The organism is Actinomadura sp. NTSP31 (assembly GCF_041951385.1).
Classification (GTDB): Bacteria; Actinomycetota; Actinomycetes; order Streptosporangiales; family Streptosporangiaceae; genus Spirillospora; species Spirillospora napierensis.
Map to the genome: position 1 here is coordinate 180244 of NZ_JBGNUT010000007.1, position 25445 is coordinate 205688.

26 protein-coding genes are annotated in these 25445 nt (G+C 73.9%); 13 read left to right on the top strand and 13 right to left on the bottom strand.

Annotation, left to right across the window (positions count from 1 at the left end; translation table 11 throughout):
* Positions 1-36 precede the first annotated feature (36 nt).
* The 5 genes from ACA514_RS14535 (at position 37) to ACA514_RS14555 (ending at position 5549) form a co-directional block, all read left to right on the top strand.
* On the top strand, positions 37-783 hold the full coding sequence (locus tag ACA514_RS14535; protein WP_375041629.1) for an acetoacetate decarboxylase family protein: 747 nt from the start codon (positions 37-39) through the stop codon (positions 781-783).
* Positions 780-1397 (top strand): SDR family NAD(P)-dependent oxidoreductase, encoded by a 618-nt coding sequence (locus ACA514_RS14540; protein ID WP_375041630.1) that lies wholly within the window; start codon positions 780-782, stop codon positions 1395-1397. The genes ACA514_RS14535 and ACA514_RS14540 overlap by 4 nt, the downstream gene beginning before the upstream one ends.
* Before the next feature lie 89 nt (positions 1398-1486).
* Positions 1487-3940 carry a HelD family protein gene (locus ACA514_RS14545; RefSeq protein WP_375041631.1) on the top strand — a complete coding sequence of 818 codons (2454 nt, stop codon included), beginning with the start codon at positions 1487-1489 and terminating at the stop codon, positions 3938-3940.
* Positions 3941-3993: 53 nt separating this feature from the next.
* A complete protein-coding gene (locus ACA514_RS14550) occupies positions 3994-4758 on the top strand; it encodes an SAM-dependent methyltransferase (RefSeq protein WP_375041632.1) in 765 nt (254 codons plus the stop codon).
* A gap of 158 nt (positions 4759-4916) precedes the next feature.
* On the top strand, positions 4917-5549 hold the full coding sequence (locus ACA514_RS14555) for a TetR/AcrR family transcriptional regulator (RefSeq protein WP_375041633.1): 633 nt from the start codon (positions 4917-4919) through the stop codon (positions 5547-5549).
* Here ACA514_RS14555 and ACA514_RS14560 read toward each other — a convergent pair.
* The 6 genes from ACA514_RS14560 to ACA514_RS14585 form a co-directional block, all read right to left on the bottom strand.
* A complete protein-coding gene (locus tag ACA514_RS14560; RefSeq protein WP_375041768.1) occupies positions 5542-6396 on the bottom strand; it encodes a glycosyltransferase family 2 protein in 855 nt (284 codons plus the stop codon). The two genes, ACA514_RS14555 and ACA514_RS14560, sit on opposite strands and share 8 nt — an antisense overlap.
* Before the next feature lie 23 nt (positions 6397-6419).
* Positions 6420-7289: a CDP-alcohol phosphatidyltransferase family protein gene (locus ACA514_RS14565; RefSeq protein WP_375041634.1), complete on the bottom strand. Its 870-nt coding sequence runs from the start codon at positions 7287-7289 to the stop codon at positions 6420-6422.
* On the bottom strand, positions 7279-8358 hold the full coding sequence (locus ACA514_RS14570; RefSeq protein WP_375041769.1) for an iron-containing alcohol dehydrogenase family protein: 1080 nt from the start codon (positions 8356-8358) through the stop codon (positions 7279-7281). The genes ACA514_RS14565 and ACA514_RS14570 overlap by 11 nt, the downstream gene beginning before the upstream one ends.
* A 61-nt stretch (positions 8359-8419) precedes the next feature.
* Positions 8420-9151 (bottom strand): sugar phosphate nucleotidyltransferase, encoded by a 732-nt coding sequence (locus ACA514_RS14575; protein ID WP_375041635.1) that lies wholly within the window; start codon positions 9149-9151, stop codon positions 8420-8422.
* Positions 9148-9759, bottom strand: coding sequence for a DUF5941 domain-containing protein (locus tag ACA514_RS14580; protein ID WP_375041636.1), 612 nt, complete (start codon positions 9757-9759; stop codon positions 9148-9150). Before ACA514_RS14580 ends, ACA514_RS14575 begins: the two co-directional genes overlap by 4 nt.
* Complete coding sequence (locus ACA514_RS14585) at positions 9756-10535, bottom strand: hypothetical protein (protein ID WP_375041637.1); 780 nt, start codon at positions 10533-10535, stop codon at positions 9756-9758. Before ACA514_RS14585 ends, ACA514_RS14580 begins: the two co-directional genes overlap by 4 nt.
* A 103-nt stretch (positions 10536-10638) precedes the next feature.
* Between ACA514_RS14585 and ispD the strand changes: the two genes are divergently transcribed.
* Positions 10639-11340 (top strand): 2-C-methyl-D-erythritol 4-phosphate cytidylyltransferase, encoded by a 702-nt coding sequence (gene ispD, locus ACA514_RS14590; RefSeq protein ID WP_375041638.1) that lies wholly within the window; start codon positions 10639-10641, stop codon positions 11338-11340.
* A complete protein-coding gene (locus tag ACA514_RS14595) occupies positions 11337-12092 on the top strand; it encodes a glycerophosphodiester phosphodiesterase (RefSeq protein ID WP_375041639.1) in 756 nt (251 codons plus the stop codon). The genes ispD and ACA514_RS14595 overlap by 4 nt, the downstream gene beginning before the upstream one ends.
* An 11-nt stretch (positions 12093-12103) precedes the next feature.
* On the opposite strand, the gene ACA514_RS14600 is transcribed toward ACA514_RS14595, so the two are convergent.
* The 3 genes from ACA514_RS14600 to ACA514_RS14610 form a co-directional block, all read right to left on the bottom strand.
* Positions 12104-12670: a Uma2 family endonuclease gene (locus ACA514_RS14600; RefSeq protein WP_375041640.1), complete on the bottom strand. Its 567-nt coding sequence runs from the start codon at positions 12668-12670 to the stop codon at positions 12104-12106.
* 68 nt (positions 12671-12738) lie between these two features.
* Entirely contained in the window at positions 12739-13557 is an 819-nt protein-coding gene (locus ACA514_RS14605) for a hypothetical protein (RefSeq protein WP_375041641.1), read from the bottom strand.
* Between the two features lie 93 nt (positions 13558-13650).
* A complete protein-coding gene (locus ACA514_RS14610) occupies positions 13651-14718 on the bottom strand; it encodes a glycosyltransferase family 2 protein (RefSeq protein WP_375041642.1) in 1068 nt (355 codons plus the stop codon).
* 257 nt (positions 14719-14975) lie between these two features.
* Here ACA514_RS14610 and ACA514_RS14615 point away from each other — a divergent pair, with 257 nt between their 5' ends.
* From ACA514_RS14615 to ACA514_RS14625, 3 genes are all read left to right on the top strand, one after another.
* On the top strand, positions 14976-16646 hold the full coding sequence (locus ACA514_RS14615) for an LCP family protein (RefSeq protein ID WP_375041643.1): 1671 nt from the start codon (positions 14976-14978) through the stop codon (positions 16644-16646).
* Positions 16647-16695: 49 nt separating this feature from the next.
* Positions 16696-17511: a thioesterase family protein gene (locus ACA514_RS14620; protein WP_375041644.1), complete on the top strand. Its 816-nt coding sequence runs from the start codon at positions 16696-16698 to the stop codon at positions 17509-17511.
* A gap of 102 nt (positions 17512-17613) precedes the next feature.
* Positions 17614-18108, top strand: a complete 495-nt coding sequence (locus ACA514_RS14625; protein WP_375041645.1) for a hypothetical protein — start codon at positions 17614-17616, stop codon at positions 18106-18108.
* Between the two features lie 72 nt (positions 18109-18180).
* On the opposite strand, the gene ACA514_RS14630 is transcribed toward ACA514_RS14625, so the two are convergent.
* Positions 18181-19581 (bottom strand): DHA2 family efflux MFS transporter permease subunit, encoded by a 1401-nt coding sequence (locus ACA514_RS14630; RefSeq protein WP_375041646.1) that lies wholly within the window; start codon positions 19579-19581, stop codon positions 18181-18183.
* Between the two features lie 100 nt (positions 19582-19681).
* Here ACA514_RS14630 and ACA514_RS14635 point away from each other — a divergent pair, with 100 nt between their 5' ends.
* The gene (locus ACA514_RS14635; protein ID WP_375041770.1) at positions 19682-20614 is read left to right on the top strand and encodes a sigma-70 family RNA polymerase sigma factor; all 933 of its coding nucleotides are present in this window, start codon (positions 19682-19684) and stop codon (positions 20612-20614) included.
* Between the two features lie 15 nt (positions 20615-20629).
* Here the strand turns inward: ACA514_RS14635 and ACA514_RS14640 are convergent, their stop codons facing one another.
* The gene (locus ACA514_RS14640) at positions 20630-21709 is read right to left on the bottom strand and encodes a hypothetical protein (protein WP_375041647.1); all 1080 of its coding nucleotides are present in this window, start codon (positions 21707-21709) and stop codon (positions 20630-20632) included.
* A 104-nt stretch (positions 21710-21813) separates the two neighbouring features.
* Positions 21814-22983 carry an acyl-CoA dehydrogenase family protein gene (locus ACA514_RS14645; protein ID WP_375041648.1) on the bottom strand — a complete coding sequence of 390 codons (1170 nt, stop codon included), beginning with the start codon at positions 22981-22983 and terminating at the stop codon, positions 21814-21816.
* 116 nt (positions 22984-23099) lie between these two features.
* Between ACA514_RS14645 and ACA514_RS14650 the strand changes: the two genes are divergently transcribed.
* Together ACA514_RS14650 and ACA514_RS14655 are read left to right on the top strand one after the other, a co-directional pair.
* Positions 23100-24434, top strand: coding sequence for a UDP-glucose dehydrogenase family protein (locus tag ACA514_RS14650; protein ID WP_375041649.1), 1335 nt, complete (start codon positions 23100-23102; stop codon positions 24432-24434).
* A 66-nt stretch (positions 24435-24500) separates the two neighbouring features.
* Positions 24501-24920, top strand: coding sequence for a CoA-binding protein (locus ACA514_RS14655; protein WP_375041650.1), 420 nt, complete (start codon positions 24501-24503; stop codon positions 24918-24920).
* Between the two features lie 22 nt (positions 24921-24942).
* On the opposite strand, the gene purE is transcribed toward ACA514_RS14655, so the two are convergent.
* The gene (purE, locus tag ACA514_RS14660) at positions 24943-25437 is read right to left on the bottom strand and encodes a 5-(carboxyamino)imidazole ribonucleotide mutase (RefSeq protein ID WP_375041651.1); all 495 of its coding nucleotides are present in this window, start codon (positions 25435-25437) and stop codon (positions 24943-24945) included.
* Between the last annotated feature and the right edge of the window lie 8 nt (positions 25438-25445).

Genomic DNA, 25445 nt, shown 5'->3' on the forward strand with positions numbered 1-25445 from the left:
TTGGCAGCAAAACGAGAACCTGTTCTACTTATCGGTGTGACAACTGCCGCGCAAGTCCACCCGATCCAGGGGCACGAGGTCGCGCTTCCGGTGCAGATCCGGGACGCCGCCGTCGCCTCGGCCATGTTCGCCGTCCCGGCCGCCGCAGCGCAGGCCGTCATCGCCTACACCGGCCTCGAGATCGCCGAGCCGCTGGCGGGCAAGGCGATCTGCTCGCTGGCGTTCATCCGGTACGCCGACGGGGACCTCGGGCCGTACCACGAGTTCGCCGTCGCCTTCCTGGTCCGCCCGCCCGGGACGGCGTCCCCGGCCGGCGCGCTCGGGCGCCTGCGCGGCATGCGGGACGTGGGGGCGTTCATCCACTGGCTGCCCGTCAACCAGGAGTTCACCCTGGAGTGCGGGCGGAGCATCTGGGGCTTCCCCAAGGAGATCGCCGACATCCCGATGGACCTCGCCGGGCGCGTGAAGCGCTGCGCGGTCCGGCTCGGCGGCCGCACCGCGATCGAGATCGCCGTCAGGCCCGGCGCGCCGATGCCCGGCGGCGCCGGAGCGCCCAAGGTGGACGCGTACTCGTGCCTGGACGGCGTCACCCGCCGGACGCCGTGGACGCTCACGCCGTCCGACGTCCGGATGCGCCCGGGCGGCGCCAAGGTCACCCTGGGCGACCACCCGGTGGCCGAGGAACTGCGGAGCCTGGGGCTGGACCGGGCGCGCGCACTGAGCACCAGCACGGTCGGGCACCTGGCCATGAGCTTCGACCCGGCCGAGGAGGTGTTCGCGTGAGGCGCACGGCACTGGTCACCGGAGCGGCGCACGGCATCGGCGCGCTCGCGGCGCAACGGCTCGCCGCGGCCGCATGGGACGTCGTCGCCGTGGACAGGGACGAGGACGGCCTCGCGGCCACGGCCTTCCGCTCCCCGAACACCCACGTCCGGACGTGCGACGTCACCGACCCCCAGGCCATCGCCGACATCCTCGGCATGACGGGCGCCGTGCACCGGCTCGTCGTCGCCCCCGGGCCCGACACGCCCGGCGCGCCCGCCGACGAGGCGATCCGGGACGGGTTCCTCGGCGCCGTCAACGTCGTCCGGGCGGTGCTGCCCGGGATGCTGGAGCGCGGCGCCGGCGAGGTGATCGTCATCGCGCCGCCCGCCTCGTCGCCCGCCTCGTCCGCCACCGCCGCGGCGGCCTGCGCCTACGTCGACGCCCTCGCGGCCGAGCAGCGCGGACGCGGCGTCGCGTTCCGGTGCGCGAGCCCGGCCGTCGGCGTCCCCGGCCGGCTCGTCCTGGACGGGATCGACCGGTCCCTGGCGCGCCCCGGGCAGGTCCGCGTCACGCCCGGCGGCGCCCCGGGGCCGCTGCGCCGCGCCCTCGCGCGGGCGGCCGGGCCGCGCTGAACGTCGGAGGGAGCGCATAGGCTTGTCTCTTTCGCCCCTTAGGGTGCCGGGGGCCGTCCCCGGCGAGCGGAGCGCGAGGAGCAGCCTGCATGTCGTCCCAGGTCACCGGGCGGCCGACCGGATCCGGCGGCACGGTCAAGGACCGTGAGATCGCCGCCGAGCAGCGGTACGTCGACGTCGCCTACGCGCGGCTGGAGGAGATGCGCGCGGACGCCCAGGCGCTGATCCGCGAGGGCTACCGGCAGTCGCTCGCCGGCACGAAGGGGTCCCTGGTGGACCGCGACGCGATGGTCCACCAGGCCGCCCTGCGCGCCCAGGCGCTCGACATCGCCGACGACGGGCTGGTGTTCGGCCGGCTCGACCTCGCCCCCGGCGAGCAGGGCTCCGGCGAGGTGCGGTACATCGGCCGGATCGGCGTGCGCACCAGCGAGCACGACTCCCTGGTCATCGACTGGCGCGCCCCCGCCGCCGAGGACTTCTACCGCGCCACCCCCGAGGACCCGCGCGGCGTCGTCCGCCGGCGCGTCCTGCACTCGCGCGGGCACACCGTCGTCGACCTCGAGGACGACCTGCTCGACCCGGACGCCGCCGGCGGCATGACGATCGTCGGCGACGGCGCGTTCCTGGCCTCCCTCGCCCGCACCCGCGAGGGCGCGATGCGCGACATCGTCGCCACGATCCAGCGCGAGCAGGACGAGGTGATCCGCGCGCCCGCCGACGGGACCGTCCTGGTCCGCGGCGCCCCCGGCACCGGCAAGACCGCCGTCGCGCTGCACCGCGTCGCCTACCTGCTGTTCCGGCACCGGCGCCGGTTCGGGTCCCGGGGCGTGCTGGTGATCGGCCCGAACCGCCGGTTCACCGCCTACATCGAACGCGTCCTGCCGTCCCTCGGCGAGGGCTCGGCGACGCTGCGCTCCCTCGGCGACCTGGTCGACGGCGCCACCGCGACCGTCCACGACACGCCGGCGCTCGCCGCGCTGAAGGGGTCGGAGACGATGGCGTCCGTGCTGCGGCGCGCCGTCGCCGACCACGCCCCCGGCGCGCCCGACGAGTTGCGCGTGGTGTTCAAGGGCGTCGTGGTGTCCCTCGACCGGGCCCGCCTCGACCGCATCCGCACCGAGGTGCACCGGCGCAGCCGCGGCAGCGTCAACGCCGCCCGCCGCCAGGTCGCCGAGATGCTCCTCGACGCCCTGTGGGAGCGGTTCACCGACGTCGGCGGCCCCGAGGCCGCCCGCGAGGCCGAGGGCGCCGAGGCCGGCCTGTGGAACGCGATCCTCGCCGCCGACGGCCTCGCCTCGCTCGACGACGAGCCCGGCCGCCCCGCCGGCAACGGCACCCCGCGCGAGCAGTTCGACGCCCGGGTCCGCGAGCAGCGCGCGTTCTCCGACTTCCTCGTCGCGTTCTGGCCGATCCGCCGCCCCCTCGACGTGCTGCGCTCGCTCGCCGACCCGGCCCGGCTGCGCCGCGCCGCCGGCCGCGACCTGCACGGCGACGACATCGCCCGGCTCGCCGCGTCCTGGTCCGGCGAGGCGCCGCTCAGCTACCAGGACGTCGCCCTCCTGGACGAGGCCGACGCGCTCCTCGGCGCCCCGCCCCGCCCGTCGGCGCGCCGCCGCGCCCGCCCCGACGACCCGTTCGTCGTCGACGGCGTCAACATCCTCACCGGCGAGGAGGTCGCGGACGACGACTGGGAGCCGGAGATGCAGGAGCTGACCACGTCCATGGAGCGGCTCGAACGGTCCCGCCGCGTCGACGACGGCGTGGCCGACGAGCGCCCCGAGTACGCGCACATCGTCGTGGACGAGGCGCAGGACCTGTCCCCCATGCAGTGGCGCATGCTCGGCCGCCGCGGCCGCCAGGCCAGCTGGACCGTCGTCGAGGACCCGGCGCAGAGCGCCTGGGAGGACCTCGCCGCCGCCCGCCGGGCGATGGAGGCCGCGCTCGGCGGCGAGCGCCCGTCGGCCTCCCGGGGCCGCCGCCGCAAGCCCGCGCCGCGCCGCACCCGGTACGAGTACGAGCTGACGACGAACTACCGCAACTCCACCGAGATCGCCGCCGTGTCGGCCCGCGTGCTGGCCCGCGCCCTGCCCGAGGCCCGCCCGGCCCGCGCCGTCCGCTCGTCCGGCATCGCCCCGATCGTCCGCGTCCTGCCCGAACCCGACCTCGCCGCCGCCGCCCGCGAGGCCGCCGAGGACCTGCTCACCCGGGTCGAGGGCACCATCGGCGTCATCGTCCCCTTCCACCCGGCCGAGAGCCGCGACGAGGGCACCATCCCCCTCCCGCACGAGATCGCGTCCGCCCGGTGGAACCCGGCCGCCCGCGACCGCCTCGCCGCCGGCCTCCCCGAGCGCGTCCAGGTCCTCGACGTCCTGGAGGCCAAGGGCCTGGAGTTCGACGCCGCCGTCATCGCCGCCCCCGAGACGGTCGCCGCCCAGTCCCCCAACGGCCTCCGCGTCCTCTACGTGGCCGTCTCCCGCGCCACCCAGCACCTCGTCGTCCTCACCGCAGACCCCGCATGGAAGGACACCCTCCTCACCGGTTAGCGCGGCGGGAAAAAGCAGATGCGCACGGCTTCCGGGCGTGTCAGGCTCCGCCGGTGAATCGCGAACAGATCTCCCGGCTCGCCCACGCGCATCATCCGATCGCGGCCCCGCTCGACGACGACTCCGTGCGGCAACTGCTGGAACACGGCATCCCTCATGGCGACGCGCGCATGCTCGATCTCGGCTGCGGCGGAGGGGAATGGCTCCTGCGCGCTCTGACCGCGCATCCCCGGGCGCGGGCCGAGGGCGTCGACATCGCCGAGAGTTCGCTGGCGCACGCCCGCCGGAGCGCCAAAGCTCTCGGCGTCCACGACCGGCTCCTCCTCCACCGGCAGGACGCCGCGGAGTTCCCCGCCTCGCCCGCGTTCGACCTGGTGCTCAGCGTCGGCGCCACCCACGCCTTCGGCGGCCTGCTCGAAACCCTGGCGACGGCGCGAAGGCATCTGGCCCCCGGTGGGCGCGTCCTGATCGGCGACGGAATCTGGGAGCGCGAACCCTCCCCCGAGGCCGTGGAAATGCTCGGCGACTTCCACGACCTCGCGACCACCATGGACCGCGTCGTCGCCGCCGGCTGGACGCCCGTCCACGGGCACGTCAGCACACGCCGGGAACTCGACGACTACGAATGGTCCTGGACGGGCGCCCTGACGTCCTGGGCCCTGGACCACCCGGACGACCCGGCCGCCGCCCAGGCACTCGACGCGGCCGCCGCCCACCGCGACGAATGGCTGCGCACCTACCGCGACAGCTTCGGCTTCCTCACCCTGATCCTCCGCCTGACGCCGGCGTCGCTTGCTCCGGGCACCGGGAGCCACTGACCGGCAGGGCCGGGGGCGCTGACCGGCAGGGCCGGGGGCGCTGACCGGCGAGGTTGAGGGCGCTGCGCGCCGCCGCCTCCCGAGGAGCGGGAGGCGCGGCGCTCCGGCCGCGGTTAGGCTGGCGCTGCCCGCCCGTACCCCCGCCGGAATGGAGTTTGATGAGCGGCCGGAACCCCGCCCCCCGACGCAGTTACGGCGGCCGCTCCGCCGAGGAGCGACGCGCCGACCGGCGGGAGCGGCTGCTCGGCGCCGGCCTCGAACTGTTCGGGACCCGCGGCTACGCGGCGACCTCCATCGAACGGCTCTGCGCCACCGCCAGCGTGTCCACCCGCAACTTCTACGAGGAGTTCTCCGGACGCGAGGAACTGCTCACGGCGCTGCACCGCGGCATCAACGAGCGCGCCCGCGCGGCCCTCGACGCCGCCTACGCCGAGGCCGCCGCGCAGCCCCTGCCCGTCCGCGTCGAGCGCGCGGTGCGGGCCTTCGTCGACGTCACCGCCAGCGACCCGCGCTGGGCCCGGATCGCGTTCGTCGAGGTCATCGGCGTCAGCGCCGACCTCGAACGGCACCGGCTGCGGTGGCGCGCCGACTGGGAGGACGCGATGCTCGCGATGGTCCGCGAGGCGGTCGCGCGCGGCGAGGCCGCCGACCGCGACTACCGCCTCACCGTCATCGCGATCATCGGCGCCGTCAACAACCTCGTCCACCACTGGTCCGCCCGCGACCAGGGCATCCCGCTGGACGACATCACCCGGGAGCTGACCCACCTGATCCTGTCGGCGCTCAGATGATCGGCGGGCGGCCCGTCCGCGTCATCCGCCAGGCGGTGCGGTAGGAGATGGGGCGGCGCGGCCCGGCGGGCTTGCGCCAGCCCTCCAGGAAGCCCTTGAACCACGGCTTGAGGGCGCTCGGCCTGCGCTCGCGCAGCAGCGTCATGCCGACCCACACCGCGAGGTAGGTGAGCGCGAGGGGCCACGGGAGGTTGCGGCGGGCCAGCCAGACGCGGTTGCGGGCGTTGTACCGGTAGAACATGTCGTGCCGGGTCGGCAGGACGGCCGGGTGGAACATCACCGCGGCCGCGTCGTACACGATGTGGTAGCCGGCGTTGAGGATCTGCCAGGCGAGGTCGGTCTCCTCGTGGGCGTAGAAGAAGTCCTCCGGGAGGCCGCCGCCCGCGTCGAACGCGGCGCGGCGGATCGCGCAGGCGCCGCCGAGGAACGTGGTGGCCTCCGAGGAGCGCTCCGGGTCGCCGGCGCGCAGCCGGGGGACGTGCCGGCGCTCGCCGCGCCCGCCCTCCGGGTCGCGGACCCGGAACGACACGACGCCGAGCTCGGGGTCGGCGGCGAACCGGTCGCGCAGGTGGGTGCCGAGGCGGGTGGAGCGGTACCAGCCGTCGTCGTCGAGGAACAGGATCACGTCGCCGCAGGACGCCTCGACGCCGCGGTTGCGCCCGGCGGGGATCCCGACGTTGCTCGGCAGGCTGATCGTCTTGACGCGCTCGTCGTCGAACGGGGCGGCGGCGGCGCGGCCGCCGACGGGGTCGACGCCGTTGCCGACGAGCACGACCTCGACGTCCACGTGCTCCTGCTCCAGCGCGCTGCGGACGGCGCGCGCCAGCTCCTCCGGACGGTTGCCCATGGTGAGGACGACGACGCTCAGCTTCACTTCAGTCTCCGGGAGGCCAGGATGCTGACCAGGTGCAGCAGGGTCTGGACGACCGCGACGAGCGCGACGGCGACCGTCAGCACGCGGATCGCGACGGGGGTGTCCGCGCCGGTCAGGGTGTCGATCAGGGCGGCGGCGAGGATCAGCAGCGACAGCTCGACGGCGCCGATGATGCGGTGGAAGCGCAGCATGGACGCGGCCTGCCGGGCCAGCGCGATGCCGGTGGAGCGGGGCCGCAGCGCCCGGTCGCCGCCGGTGGGGTCGGCGGGCAGCCCGGACTTGGCGCGGGCCACCACGACGTTGTCGGTCTCCGCCTTGATCAGCGCGGCGCCGAGCGCGGCGACGAGGCCGAGCTCGGCCCACCCGCCGTTCTCCCAGCCGCCCTGCGCGGCGAAGCCGAGCCCGATGAGCAGCGAGATCTCCGACAGGTAGTGGCCGATGCGGTCCAGGAAGACGCCGGTGATCGACGTCTGCCGCAGGTAGCGGGCGACCTCGCCGTCCACGCAGTCGAGCAGCAGGTAGACCTGGATGAGGACGGCGCCGCCGAGGGCCGCCCACAGCGCGCCCGTGCCGGCCGCGGGCAGCGACACCACGACGCCGGCGACGATGCCGCTCAGCATCATCAGGTAGGTCAGCTGGTTCGGGCTGAACCCGAGGCGCAGCGCGATCCACCCGAAGTACGGGGACAGGTCGCGCATGTAGAGGCGGCCCGCCCAGTGCTCCTCGTTGCGCCGGTCCTTCAGGCCGGGCGGCTGCCCGTACCGGCGGATGTCGGCGACCTTCGCGGCCTTGCGCGGCGGACGGGCGTCGCCCGCGTCCGGTGCGCCGGGGCCGGCCGCGGGGGGACCGGGGAGCTCAGCCTCCATGGGCCTGGACATACTCTTGCACCGCCTTGAGGGTCTCGCCCTTGTCGAGGCCGAGGTGTTCCAAGATCGTATAGCGGCCGGGACGGGTGCGCGGGGCGTACAGGACGGCCTCCGCGAACTGGTCCTCGGTCAGGCCGACGTCGGCCGGGAAGCGCGGCAGCCCGTGCCGGCCGAGGCAGGTGAGGATCTCCGCGAGCCGCTCCCCGGCGGTGTCGCCGGCGCCCGCGCCGCCGCCGCCGAGCCGGGTGGCGCGCAGGTGGTAGCAGAACGCGGCGCCGATCCCCGCCAGCTCGCCGTGGTTGGCCGTCCCCGGGTAGAGCTGGTCGATGGCGTGCAGGATCTCGTGGTCGCCGCCGCTCGCCGGACGCGAGTCGCCCGCGAACGACATCGCCATCCCCGACAGGACGAGGCTCTCCGCGAGGACGGTGAGGAACCGGTCGGACTCGATCGAGGCCGGCTGGTGCAGCAGCGCCTCGGCGGCGGTGCGGGCGACGGTCAGCGCCATCCGGTCGACGCGCTCGCCGACCTCGTCGGCGGCCAGCAGCCAGTCGTCCACCGCGGAGAAGTTGCTCACCACGTCGCCGATCCCGGCGCGGACGAGCCGGTCGGGCGCGGCGCGCACGTAGTCGAGGTCGACGACCATCGCCAGCGGCATCACCACGCCGAACGAGCCCTTGCCCTTGTCGTGCTCCAGGGACGCGACCGGGGAGCAGATCCCGTCGTGGGAAAGGTTCGTGGCGACCGACACCATCGGGATGCCCGACAGCGTCGCCGCGTACTTGGTCGCGTCGATCGTCCGGCCGCCGCCGATGCCGACGACGGCCTCGAAGGTCCCGCCGCGCAGCTTGCCGGCGAGTTCGACGGCCGCGTCGACGGTGCCGCCCGCGACCCGGAACACCTCGCAGGCGGCCAGGGACGGGCGGACGTGCTCGGCGATGTGGTCGCCCTGGCCTTGGCCGACGGCGATGGCCACCCGTCCCTCGGTGGCGATCCGCCGGTCGGCGAGCAGCTCGCCGAGGGCGGCGACGGCACCGCGCCGCACGTCGATGGAGAGCGGCGCGTTCAGCATCCGCGTCAGCAGGGGCATGGGCCTCCTCGCTCGGGTCGTCCCGCGTGTGGCGCCGGCGGCCTCAGTAGGTCTTGGCGATCCGGCGGGCCTTCTCCAGGTCGTCGTGGTTGTCGACCTCGACCCAGTCCACCTCGCCGATCGGCGCGACCGCGATGCGGCCGCCCCGCTTCACCAGCTCCTGGTAGCCGTCCTCGTAGTACTGGTCGGGGTCGCTCTCCCAGGTCGCCCTGAGGGCGTCGGCGAGCGGCTCCGCGGCGGCGGGCTCGATCAGGGTCGCGCCGATGTACTCGCCGTAGGCGGTGGCCGGGTCCATCAGCTTGGTGATCGTCTTCAGGTGCTCGCCCTCGTCGAGGACGACCTTCATCTCCTCTTCGGCGAGTGTTTTCACGTTGTCCACGGCCAGGAGGATGTCCGGCCCCCGGTTCGCCAGTAGCGTCTTCTCGACGCCCACCGGATGGACCGTGTCGCCGTTGACCATGAGGACGCCCTTGGAGAAGTGCTCCCGAGCCAGCCACATGGAGTAGGCGTTGTTCCACTCCTCGGCCTTGTCGTTGTGGACGAGCGTGATGGACACGCCGTACCTCTCCTCGAGGGCGGCCTTGCGCTCCTCGACGGCGCCCGCGCAGTAGCCGACGACGATGACCACGTCGGTCAGCCCGACCTCGGCGAGGTTGCCGAGCGCGATGTCCAGGATGGTGGTCTCACCGTCCACCGGGACGAGCGCCTTGGGGAGGGTATCGGTGTACGGCCGCAGCCTCCGGCCCGCGCCCGCCGCCAGCACCATGCCGATCATGCTCGTTCTTCCTCCCAGTCGACCATCACGCCGCTGCCGCGACCGGACCGCGCCCACGTGACGACGCTCTCGCTGCCGAACAGCACACCAAGGTAGGCGGCCAGCGCAGCGTACGCGATCGGAAGGAGCCCGCAGAGGCCCGCGAAGGCCACACAGAGCATCCGGCCGTCCCAGCCGAGGCCGGCGCGGAGGACGAGCCCCCGCGGCCGGACTCCCTGGCGGGAGCGGTACGCGGCGTCGCAGTGGTGGAGCGCGAGGACGGCCGTCAGCACGTAGCCGAGCGGTGCCGTCACTCCTTGCGCGAACCCCAGTACGGCGAGGTAACCATACTCGATCGCGCGGTATATGGGCGGTACGAGCCAGTCCAGCCGTCCGGCGTGCGGGTGGCAAGCGGACGGACCGGCGAGCAGGACCACCACGAACGGGGCCAGCAGCGCGGGCGTCGGCGGGCCGTCCATACCGGCCGCGAGCAGCAGCGCGGTGACGCCGGCGGCCGCGACCGCGGCGGGCAGCGGCGGGAGCCGGCCGCGCGCCGTCCGGCCCAGAACGAGGCACACGGGACCGTCGTCGCGGTGGTCGCCGACCGCGTCCGGCGGGAAGCCGTTCACGGGGCCTCCGATCCGGGTGCGCGCACCGTCCGGGCGAGCGCCGCGCACGCGTGACCTGCCAGGACGAACACCGCCGCGGCCGAGCCCCACAGCAGCAGGACCTCGAAGGTGACCCGGGCGCCCGCGATCCCGGCGGTCACGGCGATCAGCGCGAACCGTTCGCCGGCCGGGAGCGCGAGCGCCCGCAGCGCGCGGCGGGCGAACTCCTGGCGCGGGCCGCCGGGACGCGTCGGGCGGCCGTGGCGGGACGACGCGTACGCCGCGTCCACCGCGTGCCGGACCGACAGCAGCGCCAGCGCGGCCACCGCCGCCGCCCACGCGTTGCCCTGGAAGCCGGGCCCGCCCGGCGCCTCCGCGCCGGCGCCGACCGCAAGGCCCGCGTAGACGGCGGCCTCCTTGGCCAGGCAGAGGACGGCGGCGGGCCATGGCGCGCCGGCCGTGCCGGCCACGCAGTCGAGGACGAACGAGGCGTACAGCAGCCCCGCTCCGGCGACCATCCCGGCATGGGAGCCGGCGGAGAACCAGAGGGCCGCGAGCGCGCCGAGGGAGCACGAGATCGCGGACACCGTCGCGGGCGCGAGCCCGCGGGAGGCCGCCCAGCGCACCAGGTACGGCGCGTACCCGCCGACCGCGTACGCCGCGACGAGCCCGTCCCCGCGCTCGGCGGCCCCGGGCCCCGCGCCCTCGTGCGGGGTGGCCTGGTTCTCCTCCACGGCGCCGGCCGCCTCCGGTACGTTGTGGCCGACGGGCCGGCGACGCGGGCGGAGCCTGGTCATCGGCGCCTCCGGCGGGATCGAAGCGTACGAGTGACTGCCCAGCGTAGTGATTCGGTGACCGCCTGTCGCAGGAACGGCCGGGACCGATCGGCGAAAGGGAGAGATGGCGGCGCGGACGGTTGCGGTGGTGCTCGCCGGCGGGGTCGGCGAGCGCATGGGCGTGGGGCGCCCCAAGCAGCTCATGGAGGTCGGCGGCCGCCCGATCCTGGCGCACGCGGTCGCCGCGTTCGACGCCCACCCGGACGTCGACGAGGTGCTGGTGGTGATGGCCGCCGGGCACCTGCGCGAGGCCGGCGTGATCGCCGCCCCGTTCCGCAGCGTGACGGGCGTGGTCGAGGGCGGCGCCACCCGCACCGCCTCGACGGTCGCCGCGCTGCGCGTCCTGGAGGGGCACCCCGACGACGCGCGCGTGCTGTTCCACGACGCCGCGCGCCCGTTCGTGGAGGCCCCGGTGATCGACCGGGTGCTGGCGGCGCTGGACGGCCACGACGCCGTCGCGGTCGGTGTGCCGTCACCGGACACGATCGTGGTGGTCGAGGACGGCGTCGTCGCGTCCATGCCGCCGCGCGAGACCATGAGCCGCTTCCAGACCCCGCAGGGCTTCCGGCTCGGCACCATCCGCAAGGCGTACGAGCTGGCGCTCGCCGATCCGGCGCTGCGCGCCACCGACGACTGCGGGATCGTCCACCGCTACCTGCCCGGCGTACCGATCCGCGTGGTCGAGGGCAGCGAGCGCAACCTCAAGGTCACCCAGCCGCTCGACGCCGTCGTCGCCGAGCATCTCGCCACCGAGGACCCGTCTTGATCTTCGAGAAGCCCCCCGCCGTCATCGGCCACCGCGGTCTCGGCTCGGGCGACCGCACGCCGCCCGGCGGCGCGTCCGGGCCGGTCGCGGAGAACACCCTGCCGTCCCTGCTCGCCGCCGTCGACGCGGGCCTCGGCTGGGTCGAGATCGACGTGACCCGCACCGCCGACGACCACCTCGTCCTGCGGCACGACCCGACCGTCGAGGGCGGCGACCACATCGTGGACATGCCCGCCGACGCCAGCGGCCTGCCGCTGCTCACCGAGATCTTCGACGCGCTGCCCGCCGACGTCGCGGTCGACGTCGACGTCAAGACGGTGCTGGAGGACGCGGTGGACGCGCCGTCCCGCCGGACGGGCGCGCTGCTGCTGCCGGTGCTGAAGCGCGAGGCGCGGCGGCGCCGGCTGCTGGTCACCTCGTTCGACCCGGCGCTCCTGGTGTTCCTGCGCGACGAGCTGCCGGACGTCCCGCTGGGCCTGCTGACCTGGCTGCGGTTCCCGATGTGGCACGCCGTCCCGGCGGCGGCGGGCCTGAACCTCCAGGCCATCGCCGTGCACACCGGCTCGTGCGGGTTCGAGCACCCCGACAGCCGGCTGCGCCCGCTCGACCACTGCGTGGACGTCGCGCACCAGGCGGGCCTGGACGTGATCGCCTGGTGCCCGGCCGCCGACCGCGCCCCCGACTACGTGGCCGCGGGCGTCGACGCCATGGTCGTCAACGACGTCCCCGGCGTCCTCACCGCCCTCGCCTGAGCGGGCACTCCTCAGACAGAGCCGAGGTCGACCTCCACCGCGAAAGGAGCCACCACCGCGACCTTGCCGGTGAACACCTCGCCCTCGCGGTACGCGTCGGTCGCCGGGTCCAGGACGTAGGTGTACAGCAGCGGGACGCCGGTGGCGGCCTGCTCGACCCTCCAGTAGAAGGCGATGCCGGCCTTGGCGTACTGATCGACCTTCACGACCCGGTCGGTGGTCTCCGAGCCCGGTGAGACGACCTCGGCCACCAGCAGCACATGCTCGGGGCGGGTCGGCAGGAGGTCGATCGTGTCCGCGCGGTACACGACGACGTCGGGCCTGCGGTTGGTGAGCGGAACGTCCTGCAGCCGGACGTCGAAGTCCGTGTCGGCGTTCCACTCCGGCCCGCCGGCGTCGTCCAGGGCGTTCGCCAGGATCCGGGCCAGGCGGTTGTGGCGCTTGGACGCGCTGGGACCCACGACGACCATCCCGTCCACGACCTCGATGCCGGCGCACTGCTCATCGGACCAGGAGTCGTACTGCTCCGCCGTGATCTGCTCATGCATCCACGCGGGAGCGACCATCTCGGCGGTCATGGCGTACCTCCCCGTGCCTCCCAGCCGAACCGGGCCCCTGACGGGTCCAGGTTACTGTCCTGGACGGGTCAGCGGTTGCCGCGGAGGTCGTCGCCGCCGTACATCTGCGTCCACTCGCCGACGCCCTCGCCGGAGCCGCCGTCCTGCGCGGGCGGCTTGCCTTCGTTGTCGAAGGGGACGGCACCGGACGGCGGGCGCTGCTTGTCCGGGGGCGGCTCCGAGGGGGCGGGCGGCTGCGCGCCGCCCTGCCCGTACCGGCCGCCGCCCGGCTGGGCCCCGGACCCGTACTGCGGCTGCGCGGGAGGCTGCTGCCCGTACTGCGGAGGGCGTCCCCATGGAGCGTCCTGTGCGGGCGCCTGAGGTGCGCCCATCGGCATCGGCGCGCCGGGGGCAGGCGGAGGAACCGGAGCGGGCGGCGGCCCGCCGTAGCGCGGCGTACCGGCGCCGGCAGTGCGCGCCCGCCACCGGGACGGCGGCACCGACGCCGCGATCAGCGCCACGCCGAGGAGGAAGAACATGCCGAGCATGGCGAGGTTCATGTAGCCCAAGGTGGGCGTGTGGGGCAGCGACTCCTTCACCGTGTTCCGCACCGCCCAGGTGGGGTCGACCATCCACAGCAGGCCGACCGCCGTGAAGACGACGCCGGGGACCAGCGAGGCGACCGGAGAGAGCCGGGACCCCACCACGAACCCGAGCACGACCGCGGCCGCGAGAAGGAGCGCGGCGCCGATCCACAGCTGGCTTCCGTGGTAGTTGCGGAAGTTGTAGGTGCCGTACCGGGAGGCCTGGGACATCTTGTACGTGCCGGCCGCCAGGCACAGCGAGATCACCGCGGTCGCGATGATCCCCACCACCACGCCTATGCCGTGGCGTGCGCCGTTGGACATGGCCACCTCCTCGCAGGTGCGATCAGGTCGAACCTAACCCTCAGACGTGCGCAGCCGCACCAGGGTTCACGGGAGGTTGGCCGGAATCCGCCGTTACACGATGGGATCGCCGGGTTTGGCGGGGTTCGGCTGGCCGAGCCGCGGCGGGCTGGTCAGGAACCCGATCCCCCAGGTCACGTGCATGGTCGCGAAGACCAGCGGGAGCCGGATCCAGGCGGACGGCGGCAGCCCGCGGCCCTCCACGGCGGCGCCGCCGACCATCGCGGCCGCGTACCCGGCGGGCAGGATCCAGCCGGGCCAGAACCCGAACGCCCCGGCGACCACGCCCGCGGTCATCGCGACCACGGCGATCGGCGGCGCGAGGTAGCGCAGGTTCAGCGTGCCCTGGTGCTCGCGGCCGACGACGCGGCGCCAGCGCCCGGTGTGGAAGTACTGCTTGGCGAGCGCCCGCAGGTTGGGCCGCGGGCGGTAGGTGACGCGCATCCGCGGGGTGAAGAAGATCCGCCCGCCGGTCTGCCGGATGCGGTGGTTCATCTCCCAGTCCTGCGCGCGGGTGAAGGTCTCGTCGTAGCCGCCGACCCGCTCCAGCGCGCTGCGCCGGAACGTGCCGAGGTAGACGGTCTCGACCTCGCCGGCCTCGCCGCCGGTGTGGAAGCGGGCGTTGCCGACGCCGATCCGGGACGTCATGGCGCGGGCGACGGCCTTCTCGAACGGCGTCACGCCCTCGGCGGCCATGATCCCGCCGACGTTGTCGGCGCCGGTCTCCTCCATCGTCTCGACCGCGGCGCGGACGTAGTCGGGCGGCAGCAGCGAGTGCCCGTCCACCCGGACGATGATCGAGTACTGGGACGCCTTGATCGCGATGTTGAGGCCCTGCGGGGTGCGCCCGGTCGGGTTGGCGACCACGACGACGCGCGGGTCCTCGCCGGCGAGCCCGCGGGCGATCTCCTCGGTGCGGTCGCGGGACGGCCCGACGGCGAGGACGAGTTCCATCTCGCCGGGGTAGTCCTGGGACATGATGCGCCGGACGGAGTCGGTCAGGTGGCGCTGCTCGTTGAGGACCGGCATGACCACCGACACCGCGGGCCAGGTGCGCTCGCCGCCGGTGCGCTTCCGCGTTCCGTGCCGGGTCGTGTGCTGGGCGTGGGGAGACGGATTCATGTGGGCTCGCGGGCGCACCTCGGCCGTGGCGACGGGGTGCCGCGGCCGGAGGGAGGCCCCCCTTCCTCTCTCTCGCTTGCTTGTCTGACGCAGCCCACGCCACCCAGGTTTGCGTGCGGGCCGCCGGGGTGTGGTCAAGACGGCGCCACGTTACTGCAAGGACACGACGTCCAGGTAGCGAACGGACGGGTGTCCCCCAATTTAGAGTGGTGGGGACCCACGCGAGAACGAGGTCTTTTCGGGAGGCGGGCGCCGGCATGGCAGACGGGCACGACTCGGGTCGCGGCGACGCCGATCCGCTGGAGCGCTACTTCCGGCCCCGTCCCGCGGGCGGGGCGGCGGACGGCCCCGGCGACGACGGCGACATCGAGGGCGTCACGATCGAGGGGATGCCGGCGCCGCGGGTGAAGGTGGACGGCCCGCCCGGGCCGCGCCGCCCGGGCCGCCGGATCAGCCCGCGCGCGGCGATGAGCGCCCGCCGGCAGAAGCGGTTCCTCACCCTGACCGGGACGATGTCGGCGTTCGTGCTGCTGACCTCGGGCGGCGCGTGGGCGTTCCAGAACTACGTGACGGGCGCGATCGACAAGGTCGACGTCGGCGGGCTCGGCAAGGGCAAGGACGGCCCGAAGGGCGCGATGACGATCCTGGTCGCCGGGGTCGACCGGCGCGAGGGGCTGACGAAGGCGCAGCAGAAGGCGGCGAAGCTCGGCCACGAGCCGGGCGAGCGGTCCGACACGATGGAGCTGGTGCACGTGTCCCGCGACCACGACCGGGCGTCGATCGTGAGCCTGCCCCGCGACTCCTACGTGACGATCCCGGCGCACAAGTCGAACGGGTCGGAGGGGGCGAAGGGGCAGCAGGTCCCGGCCCGTCCGGGCAAGCTGACGTGGGCGTACCAGTTCGGCGGGCCCGACCTCACGGTGGCGACGATCAAGCGCGCCACCGGCGTGTCGATCGACCACTACATCGAGGTGAACTTCTACGGGTTCGTCAACATGGTGAACGCGCTCGGCGGCGTGGACGTCTGCACCGAGCAGGCGATCGACGACCCGAAGAGCGGGCTGAAGCTGCCGCGCGGCACCTCGCACGTGGACGGGCTGAAGGCGCTCGGGTTCGCCCGCGCCCGCTACACCCTGACGGGCGGCACCGACCTCGGCCGGATCGACCGGCAGCAGCGGTTCATGGCGTCGATGATGAAGCAGGCGCTGTCGTCGAAGACGCTGAGCGACCCGGTGAAGTCGACGAAGTTCCTGAACGCGGCGCTGAAGTCGCTGCGCGTCGACCCGGACCTCGCCAAGAGCCTGCCGAAGCTGGCCGACCAGATGAAGGACCTGTCGACCGACAATCTGACGTTCGCGAACGTGCCGCTGGCCAATCCGGGCTACAACACGCTGCTGTGGAACTCGCCGACGCCGCAGTCGACCGTCCAGTGGGACCAGGCGGAGGCGAACGACCTGTTCGGCCGCATCCGGCAGGACAAGCCGCTGAGCGAGCCGAAGAAGACGCCGAAGCCGAGCGCGTCGCCGTCGAAGACGGCCTCGGACGGGCCGACGGTGCCGCCGGACGACATCAGCGTCCGCGTCCTCAACGCGATCGGCACGCGGGGGCTGGCGACGCGCGCGGGGTCGCAGCTGACCAAGGACGGTTTCCACGTCACGGTCGTCCCGGGCGTCGCGCGGCGCGGGCTCCAGCGGACGCAGATCCAGTACGGGCCGGGCCGCGAGGACTCGGCGAAGACCCTGGCGGCGGCGATCCCGAACGCCAAGCTGAAGGAGGTCGGGTCGCTGGGGTCGCGGGTGCAGGTGATGGTGGGCGCCGACTGGGACGGGGTGGAGAAGGTGCGGGTCGTCTCGCCGTCGCCGAGCGCGTCGCCCGCGTCCGAGGCGGCGCTGGACACCGGGACCGCCACGGAGAAGCTCTGCCGCTGACGCTCTAGAATGCCATTCTAGGATGGTGTCCGCGGAGAGGAGCACGGCGGTGGACGGTGACATCCCGGAGGCGTTCTACGAGCCGCTCGGCGGCGAGGGTGCGGGCGGCGAGCGGTTCGCGAGCACCCGCGCGACGGCGGGCCCGTGGTCGCCGTCGCTGCAGCACGCCGGCCCGGTCGCCGGCCTGATGGGGCGGGCCTTCGAGCGCACGGAGCCGATGCCGGGCACCCGGATCGCCCGGGTCACGCTGGAGATCCTCTCCCCCGTCCCGATAGCCGAGCTGGAGATCACCACGCGGGTCGTCCGCCCGGGCCGCCGGATCGCGCTGCTCGAAGGCGAGCTGACCCACGAGGGGCGGCCGGTCGTGCGGGCCACCGCCTGGCGGATCCGCACGGCGCCCGCGGAGGTCCCCGGCACGGTGCACGCGCCCGCGCCGCCGCCGCTCCCCGACGCGGGCAGGACGTTCGCGACGACCCACCTGAACACGCACGGCTACCTGACCGCGATGGAGTGGCGGCCCGTCGAGGGCTCGTTCTTCCAGCCGGGCCCGGGGACGACCTGGGCCCGCTCCCGCGTCCCGCTGGTCGCGGGCGAGCCGGACACGCCGCTGGTGCGCGCCCTCGTGCTGGCCGACAGCGCGTCCGGGGTCGGCAGCCAGCTCGACGTGTCCAAGTGGCTGATCGTCAACACCGACCTCACCGTCGCCCTGCACCGCGACCCGGTCGGCGAGTGGCTGTGCATGGCCGCGTCGCTGAGCGTGTCCCCGCAGGGCGGCGCGCTGTGCGAGGCGACGCTCGCCGACGGTGACGGAGAGTTCGGCCGCGTGCTGCAGACCATGATCGTGGACGAGCTGCCCACCTCCTGACCTGCCACTACAGCGGGCGTGTGGCGTGGCGGCGGATTCTTGATCGACTACTCTGGGTAGCGATAGGCATGCACAGAGAAGTCACCGTCAGGAGTCCACAGGATGTCGACAAGGTTTCTCGGCCTGATCACCACCACCGCCGTCGCCGCGCTCGCCGTCGGCGGCTGCGCCGCGCAGACGCGCGCCCGGCTCACCGCCGCGGAGGGGCCCGCACCGTCCCCGAGCGCCGCGGCCGCCTCGCCGGACGCCGCCTCGCCGTCGCCGTCGGCGAGCCCGTCCGGCAAGGCGCCCAAGGGCAAGAAGGGCGCCGCCAAGGACGGCACGGACCTCGAGGCGTGCCGCGACGCCGACTGCGAGGTCGAGGTCGCCAGCGGGCAGACGATCCCGCTCGACCCGAAGTACGGCCTGGACGGCATCGACGTCCGCACCGAGGGCCCGCGGGTGATCTTCACGGCGCAGGGCCGCGACAGCAAGATGACCACCTCGATGGACGCCTCGTGGACCGGTGCCAGCTCGTCCTCGACCGTCAACGGCCTCACCTTCCGCCCGCACATGACGAAGGACGGCAAGGTCATCGTCAAGATCACCCACAGCTGACCCGCGGCGGCGGTCGCCGACCCGCCTCGGCGACCGCCGCCCCGGCTGCGCTTTCCCGGCGCCCTCCGGGGGTCAGCGGTTCGACGTGAGGACCGGCTCGGCCGGTGCGGGGGCGGAGGCGGCCTTCCTACCCGGGACGGCCAGGGCGGCGACGGCGCCCGCGAGCGACAGGGCGGCGCTGACCGCGATCGCCGCGGCGAACCCGTCGGAGAAGGGCGCCGGTCCGGCGTAGCTCCCCGCCCCGCCGAACGCCAGGGCCAGCACCGCGACGCCGAACACCCCGCCCAGCTGCCGGCCCGTGTTGAACACCCCGGACGCCTTGCCGATCTGCTGCGGCGCGACCGCGTTGAGCACGGCCGCCTGGGCGGCGGGCATCGCCATGCTCACGCCGGCGCCCGCGATGAGCATCGGCGCGACCAGCTGCCAGTACGGCACGGAGGGCGTGGCGGCGAGCGCGAGCCAGCCCATGCCGGCGGCCTGCAAGGCCAGCCCGAGCGCGGCCGGCGGCCGGGCCCCGGTCCGGTTCACCAGGCGCCCCGCCACCGGCGCGACGACCGTCACGGACGCCGTCCAGGCGAGCAGGTGCAGGCCGGCCTCCAGCGGCGTGTCGCCCCGTCCGGTCTGGAAGTACTGCGCCGCGAAGAACAGGGACCCGTAGAGCGACGCGTACATGAACACCCCGGCGGCGTTGCCCGCCGCGAAGCCGCGCAGCCGGAACAGCTCCAGCGGCACCATCGGCCGCCTGGCGGCCCGCTGCCAGGCCACGAAGGCGACGCCGCAGACCGCGCCCGCGGCCAGCGTGCCCACGACCTCGGCGCTGCCCCATCCGGCGGCGTCCGAGCGGATCAGCCCCCACACCAGTCCGAGCGCGGCGCCGGTCGCCAGCAGGAGCCCGCCGGCGTCCACGCTCTCCCCGCCGCCGCGGCTCTCCGGGACGCGGCGCAGGACCAGCGGGATGACGGCCAGCCCGATCGGCAGGTTGAGCCAGAAGATCCACTCCCAGGCGAGCCCCTGGGTGACGGCGCCGCCGACCACGGGCCCGCCGACCACCGCGAGGCCGGTGAGCCCGGCGAACAGGCCGAGCGCCTTCGGCCGGTCCGGCGGCGGGTAGGCGGCGCTGAGCAGCGCCATCGCCAGCGGCATCACCAGCGCGGCGCCGGTGCCCTGCACCGCCCGCGCCGCGATCAGCCAGCCCACGTCCGGGGCGAGCGCGCAGGCCACCGAGGCGGCCGTGAACAGCGCCAGCCCGACTATGAAGATTCTCCGCCGCCCGAACCGGTCGCCCAGCACGGCGCCGGTCATCAGCAGGACGGCGAAGCTCAGGCTGTAGGCGTTCACCGTCCATTCGAGCTGTTCCATCGAAGTGCCGAGATCCAGCCGGATCCGGCTCAACGCCGTCGTCACCACGGTGGCGTCCAGCGCCACCATCACCGAGGCCGCCGAGGTCAGCCCCAGAACCCATTTCCTGTTCATACCTGTACCGACCGGCGGCCCCGCGGAATCGACCGGGCGCCACCCGATGAATCCGACCGCCCGGCGGGTCTGTACAGGCAAGGAGGTGTATCGGTTGACCGTGATCGAACAGCCGCATGACGAGTTCGTCCGACTGACGGGGCCGTTCCGGCGGGAACTGCTCACCCACTGCTACCGGATGCTGGGGTCGGTGCAGGACGCCGAGGACCTCGTGCAGGAGACCTACCTGCGCGCCTGGCGGTCGTACCAGGACTTCGAGGGCCGCGCATCGATGCGCACCTGGCTCTACCGCATCGCCACCAACGCCTGCCTCAACGCGCTGCGGCACGGGAGCCGCCGGGTGCTGCCGGCCGGTCTCGGCGGCCCGTCCACCGACCCGGACGCGCTGGGTCCGCGCGACCCAGAGATCCCGTGGCTGGAGCCGATCCCCGACGAGCAGGCCGACCCGGCGGCCATCGTGGCCGGACGGGCCGGGCTGCGGCTGGCCCTCATCGCGGCGCTGCAGCACCTGCCCGCGCAGCAGCGGACGGTGCTCATCCTGCGGGACGTGCTGGCCTGGTCGGCGGAGGAGACCGCCGACGCGCTCGGCCTCACCGCGACCGCCGTGCACAGCACGCTGCAGCGCGCCCGGGCCCGGCTGGACCGGCTGGAACCGGCCGCCGACGAGATCGCCGAGCCGGCCGAGCCGGAGCGCCGCGACCTGCTCGACCGGTACGCCGACGCCTTCGAGCGGGCCGACATCGACGCGCTGGCCCGGCTGCTGACCGAGGACGCGGTCTGGCAGATGCCGCCCAACCCGTCGTGGTTCGCCGGCCGCGACGGCGTCCTGCGGCTGCTGGAGGCCCGGCTGCGCGGCGCCCGGCCGCGCCTCGTCCCCGTCCGGGCCAACGGGCAGCCCGGTTTCGCGATGTACAAGGACGGCGAGGCCTTCGCGATCCAGGTCGTCACCTTGCGCGGCCGGGCCGTCTCCGCCGTGACCGCCTTCCACGACGGCGCGCTGGTCGAGCGGTTCGGCCTCCCCGCCCGGCTGTGACCCGCCGGTGCCGGGTCAGACCGCGGACGGGTCGGCGGCGAGGGCGCGCAGCCCTTCGGCGATCGGGGCGATGCGCGGATCGTCCTCGCGGCCGTGGGAGACCGCCTGCGCGAGGGCGAGGAGTTCGGCGGCGGGCAGCAGTGCCCGCCGCCGGTCCGGGTCCCGCAGCCACAGCCGGAGCGGTTGCCGCCCCCGCTGCCCGGCCACCAGGCGGGGCAGCAGTTCCGGGCCGCGCAGCAGGATCGCCGGAGCCGCCTCGGCCGCCACCTGCGCGGTGCTCAGGTCGCAGCGCAGCTCGCCCCGGACCTTCCGCTGGACGAGCACCGTCCCGTCCAGCCACCAGGCCCGCCGGTAGATCCGCGCGGACAGGACCACGGCCGGCGCCAGGACGACCAGCGAGAGCGGCAGGGCGACGAAGAACCCCGTGCCCCACCCGCCGAACGCGATCGTGAGCACCACGAGGCCGACCCCCCATACCGGCACCAGCAGGACCAGCATGACGGTGAAGGCGGCCCATGTGAGCGGGCCCGGCCCGAGCGTGAGGCGCATGCGTCCGGGCGGAAGTGCCGGCGGCGCCGAAGGCGGGCCGGCCGGTCCCGTACCGGCCCGCGGCGACCAGATCGCGTGCGCGGGCGGACGGGAGGCGAGCCGCGCGACCGACTTCAGCATTGCCGCCGGCTGGACCAGCATCATGCAGCCGACGAGCGCGAGCAGCAGGTCGACGTCCCCGTCGCCACCGTAGGCCGCGACTACCAGCGCGAGGAGCACCGGCGGGATCGGCGCGATGTTCCGCAGGAGGTAGGGAAGGCGCAGGTAGCGCCGGATCTGCGCCATGTCCGGCTGCTCGCCCCGCCGGAGGGCCCTGCGCAGCGCCACCGTTCCGGCGCCGGTGGCCCAGTAGACCAGCGCGCCCATCACCATGCCGGCCGCGAACGGCGACAGGGCGAGCGCGCCGGTGGCGCCGAGCGTCACCGCGACGGACGCGAAGACCAGGGCCACCAGCAGGTGGACGGAGCCGAGGACGAACGCGCCGGCCATGGGGCGCGCGAGCCGGCCGGCGAGCTCCGCCTGCTGGACTTCGACGGGTGAGGTCACCGGGCGAAGCTAGCCGGAGGCCGCGGGCCCCCACGCGGATCGGCGATAACGGACGCGCCCCCGGTCCGGGTATCGGACGCGGGGGCGCGATCTCGCCGCGCCGCCTACTTGAGGAGTTGGCGGGCGATGACCATCCGCTGGATCTGGTTGGTGCCCTCGTAGATCTGGGTGATCTTGGCGTCGCGCATCATCCGCTCCACCGGGAACTCCCGCGTATACCCGTACCCGCCCAACAACTGCACCGCATCGGTCGTCACGTCCATCGCCACATCCGAGGCCAGCGCCTTGCACGCCGACGACACCAACGTCAGATCGGCGACCTTGTCCCCCAGCATCGCCCGCTCGGACTTGATCGCCGCGTGGTAGGTCAACTGCCGCGCACCCTCCAACCGCATCGCCATGTCCGCCAACATGAACTGCACACCCTGGAAATCACCGATCGCCTGACCGAACTGCTTGCGCTCCTTCACATACCCCACCGCGAAATCCAGCGCCCCCTGCGCGATCCCCAACGCCTGCGCCGCGATCGTGATCCGGGTGTGATCCAGAGTGGCCAGCGCGGTCTTGAAACCCGTGCCCTCCGCGCCGATGATCCGATCGGCCGGAATCCGCACATCCTCCAAGATCACCTGCCGGGTCGGCGACCCCTTGATCCCCAGCTTGCGCTCCTTGGCCCCAAACGACACCCCCGGATCGGACCTCTCCACCACAAACGCCGAGATCCCCCGCGCCCCCGCCGACGGGTCGGTGACCGCCATCACCGTGTAGTACTCCGACACCCCCGCATTGGTGATCCACATCTTCGCGCCGTTCAACACCCAGGTGTCACCATCACGCACCGCGCGGGTCTTCATCCCACCCGCATCCGAACCCGCGTCGGCCTCCGACAGCGCATAGGAGAACATCGCCTCCCCCCGCGCCACCGGCCCCAGATACCTGCGCTTCAACTCCTCCGACCCCGACAACAGGATCGGCACCGTACCCAGCTTGTTCACCGCCGGGATCAACGACGACGACGCGCACGCCCGCGCGACCTCCTCGATCACGATCACCGTCGCCAACGCATCCGCCCCCGCACCCCCATACGACTCGGGCACATGCACCGCGTGCAGGTCGTTGGCGACCAGCGCCTCCAGCGCCTCCTGCGGAAAACGCGACTCCTCGTCCACCTCCGCCGCGAACGGCGCGATCTTGGCATCCGCCAACTCACGCACCGTCGCCCGCAGCAACTCCTGCTCCTCCGACGGCGCGTACGCGGGAAAGTCATGGCTCATACCGCAGATGCTACCGGCCAGTAGACTGCGCTCGGCCGCCGCCGGTACCCGGGCGCGCTTCGGGGAAGGTTCACTAGGGCCTGAGGACGGCGGCAGCCAACCGGAAGGAGCCCGCCTTGAACCAGCGGCTGACGGTCATCGGAACCGGTTACCTCGGCGCCACGCACGCGGCCTGCATGGCCGGCCTGGGCTTCGAGGTGCTCGGCCTGGACGCCGACGAGGGCAGGATCGCCCGGCTCGCGGCCGGGGACCTGCCGTTCTACGAACCCGGGCTGGAACCCGTGCTGCGCCGGGGCCTGGAGAGCGGGCGGCTGCGGTTCACCACGTCCTACGAGGAGGCCGCCGAGTTCGGCGACGTCCACTTCCTGTGCGTCGGGACCCCGCAGAAGCCCGGCGAGTACGCCGCCGACCTCACCCACGTGGACGCCGCGATCGGCGAGCTGGCGCCGCTGCTGCACCGGCCCTGCCTGATCGTCGGCAAGTCGACGGTCCCGGTCGGGACGGCCGCGCGGCTGGCCGGGACCGTCGCCAAGGCCGCGCCGGTGGGCGGCGACGCCGTGCTGGCGTGGAATCCCGAGTTCCTGCGCGAGGGCTTCGCCGTCGAGGACACCCTGCGCCCGGACCGGATCGTCGCCGGGCTGCCCGCCGAGCAGGGCGCCGCCGAACACGCCGAGAAGGTGCTGCGCGAGATCTACCGGACGATGATCGCCGACGGCACGCCGTTCCTCACCGCGGACTACGCCACCGCCGAGCTGGTCAAGGTGTCGGCGAACGCGTTCCTGGCCACCAAGATCTCCTTCATCAACGCGATGGCGGAGGTCTGCGAGGCCGCGCACGCGGACGTGACCAAGCTGTCGGAGGCGCTGTCCTACGACGACCGGATCGGCGGCCGGTTCCTCGGCCCCGGCCTCGGGTTCGGCGGCGGCTGCCTGCCCAAGGACATCCGCGCGTTCATGGCCCGCGCCGGGGAGCTGGGCGCCGACCAGGCGCTGACGTTCCTGCGCGAGGTCGACGAGATCAACATCCGGCGGCGCATCCGGATGGTGGACCTCGCCCGGCAACTGCTCGGCGGCTCGTTCGCCGACCGGACGGTCGGGGTGCTCGGCGCGGCGTTCAAGCCCAACTCCGACGACGTGCGCGACTCGCCCGCCCTGGACGTGGCGGCGTCCATCCACGCGCAGGGCGGGAAGGTGACCGTCTACGACCCGCGCGCCATGGACAACGCCCGCCGCGCCCAGCCGTCCCTGGAGTTCGGCTCGTCCGCGATGGACGCCGTCCGCGGCGCGCACGTCGTGCTGCTCCTGACCGAATGGCAGGAGTTCCGCGACATGGACCCGACGGCGGTCGCGCAGGTCGTGGCCGAGCGCAACATCGTGGACGGCCGCAACGCCCTCGACCCCGAAAGCTGGCGCGCCGCGTCCTGGAACTACCGAGCCCTCGGCCGCCCCTAACCCCGGCACGGCTGCTTCCCTGATGCGGGCGGGAACGATCGCCGGGGCGGGGGTGTTGGGGCAGGTATGGGTGATGTCTACGCCGATCCGGATGTGATCAGCAGGCTGCTGGACGAGTCCAGGACGTGGGCGTTCGTGGGGCTCGGCGACAATCCGGGCCGCGAGGTCCACAACCAGGCGCGGCTGCTGCAGCGGCGCGGCAAGCGGATCATCCCGGTGCATCCGTCCGGGAAGAGCGTGCTGGGCGAGCGGGGCTACGTCTCGCTGGCGGACGTGCCGGACGGCTCCGAGGTGGACGTCGTCGGCGTGTACCGGCGCGCCGAGCACGCCGGGGCGGTCGTGGACGAGGCGATCGCGGCCGGCGCGAAGGCCGTGTGGATGCCGCTGGACGTGGTCGATGAGGCGGCGGCCCGCCGCGCCAAGGACGCCGGGCTCGACGTCGTCATGGACCGCTGCCCCGCCGTGGAGTGGAGCCGCCGGCACTGAGGGACGCGCCGGCGGCGCGCCGTCAGAGGCTCTCTCGGAGGCGTTCGCCCTTCGCCTTGGCCTGGTCGTACAGCGACTGCTGAAAGTCCTTCATCTTCGCCTGCAGGGGCTCGTCGGACGCGGCGAGGATGCGGACGGCCAACAGCCCGGCGTTGCGGGCCGCGCCGACCGCGACCGTCGCGACCGGGACGCCGGCGGGCATCTGCACGATCGACAGCAGCGAGTCCATGCCGTCGAGGTACTTCAGCGGGACGGGCACGCCGATCACCGGCAGCGGCGTCACCGAGGCGAGCATGCCGGGCAGGTGCGCGGCACCGCCCGCGCCCGCGATGATCGCGCGGAGCCCGCGGCCGGCGGCCTGCTCGCCGTAGGCGATCATGTCGTGCGGCATCCGGTGCGCGGACACGACGTCGGCCTCGTAGGGGACGCCGAACTCCTCGAGGGCCTCCCCGGCGGCCTTCATGACCGGCCAGTCGGAGTCGCTCCCCATCACCACGCCCACCAGCGGGCCGCTCATGCGTTCCT

Bases quoted from the DNA above. Each gene is read 5' to 3' on its own strand.
- ACA514_RS14615 (WP_375041643.1), top strand. From the start codon at position 14,976: ATGGCAGACGGGCACGACTCGGGTCGCGGCGACGCCGATCCGCTGGAG.
- ACA514_RS14555 (WP_375041633.1), top strand. From the start codon at position 4,917: ATGAGCGGCCGGAACCCCGCCCCCCGACGCAGTTACGGCGGCCGCTCC.
- ACA514_RS14610 (WP_375041642.1), bottom strand. From the start codon at position 14,718: ATGAATCCGTCTCCCCACGCCCAGCACACGACCCGGCACGGAACGCGG.
- ACA514_RS14575 (WP_375041635.1), bottom strand. From the start codon at position 9,151: ATGATCGGCATGGTGCTGGCGGCGGGCGCGGGCCGGAGGCTGCGGCCG.
- ACA514_RS14630 (WP_375041646.1), bottom strand. From the start codon at position 19,581: ATGAACAGGAAATGGGTTCTGGGGCTGACCTCGGCGGCCTCGGTGATG.
- purE (WP_375041651.1), bottom strand. From the start codon at position 25,437: ATGAGCGGCCCGCTGGTGGGCGTGGTGATGGGGAGCGACTCCGACTGG.
- ACA514_RS14625 (WP_375041645.1), top strand. From the start codon at position 17,614: ATGTCGACAAGGTTTCTCGGCCTGATCACCACCACCGCCGTCGCCGCG.
- ACA514_RS14560 (WP_375041768.1), bottom strand. From the start codon at position 6,396: ATGGGCAACCGTCCGGAGGAGCTGGCGCGCGCCGTCCGCAGCGCGCTG.
- ispD (WP_375041638.1), top strand. From the start codon at position 10,639: ATGGCGGCGCGGACGGTTGCGGTGGTGCTCGCCGGCGGGGTCGGCGAG.
- ACA514_RS14655 (WP_375041650.1), top strand. From the start codon at position 24,501: ATGGGTGATGTCTACGCCGATCCGGATGTGATCAGCAGGCTGCTGGAC.
- ACA514_RS14570 (WP_375041769.1), bottom strand. From the start codon at position 8,358: ATGCTGAACGCGCCGCTCTCCATCGACGTGCGGCGCGGTGCCGTCGCC.
- ACA514_RS14605 (WP_375041641.1), bottom strand. From the start codon at position 13,557: ATGTCCAACGGCGCACGCCACGGCATAGGCGTGGTGGTGGGGATCATC.
- ACA514_RS14565 (WP_375041634.1), bottom strand. From the start codon at position 7,289: ATGGAGGCTGAGCTCCCCGGTCCCCCCGCGGCCGGCCCCGGCGCACCG.
- ACA514_RS14545 (WP_375041631.1), top strand. From the start codon at position 1,487: ATGTCGTCCCAGGTCACCGGGCGGCCGACCGGATCCGGCGGCACGGTC.
- ACA514_RS14600 (WP_375041640.1), bottom strand. From the start codon at position 12,670: ATGACCGCCGAGATGGTCGCTCCCGCGTGGATGCATGAGCAGATCACG.
- ACA514_RS14585 (WP_375041637.1), bottom strand. From the start codon at position 10,535: ATGACCAGGCTCCGCCCGCGTCGCCGGCCCGTCGGCCACAACGTACCG.
- ACA514_RS14645 (WP_375041648.1), bottom strand. From the start codon at position 22,983: ATGAGCCATGACTTTCCCGCGTACGCGCCGTCGGAGGAGCAGGAGTTG.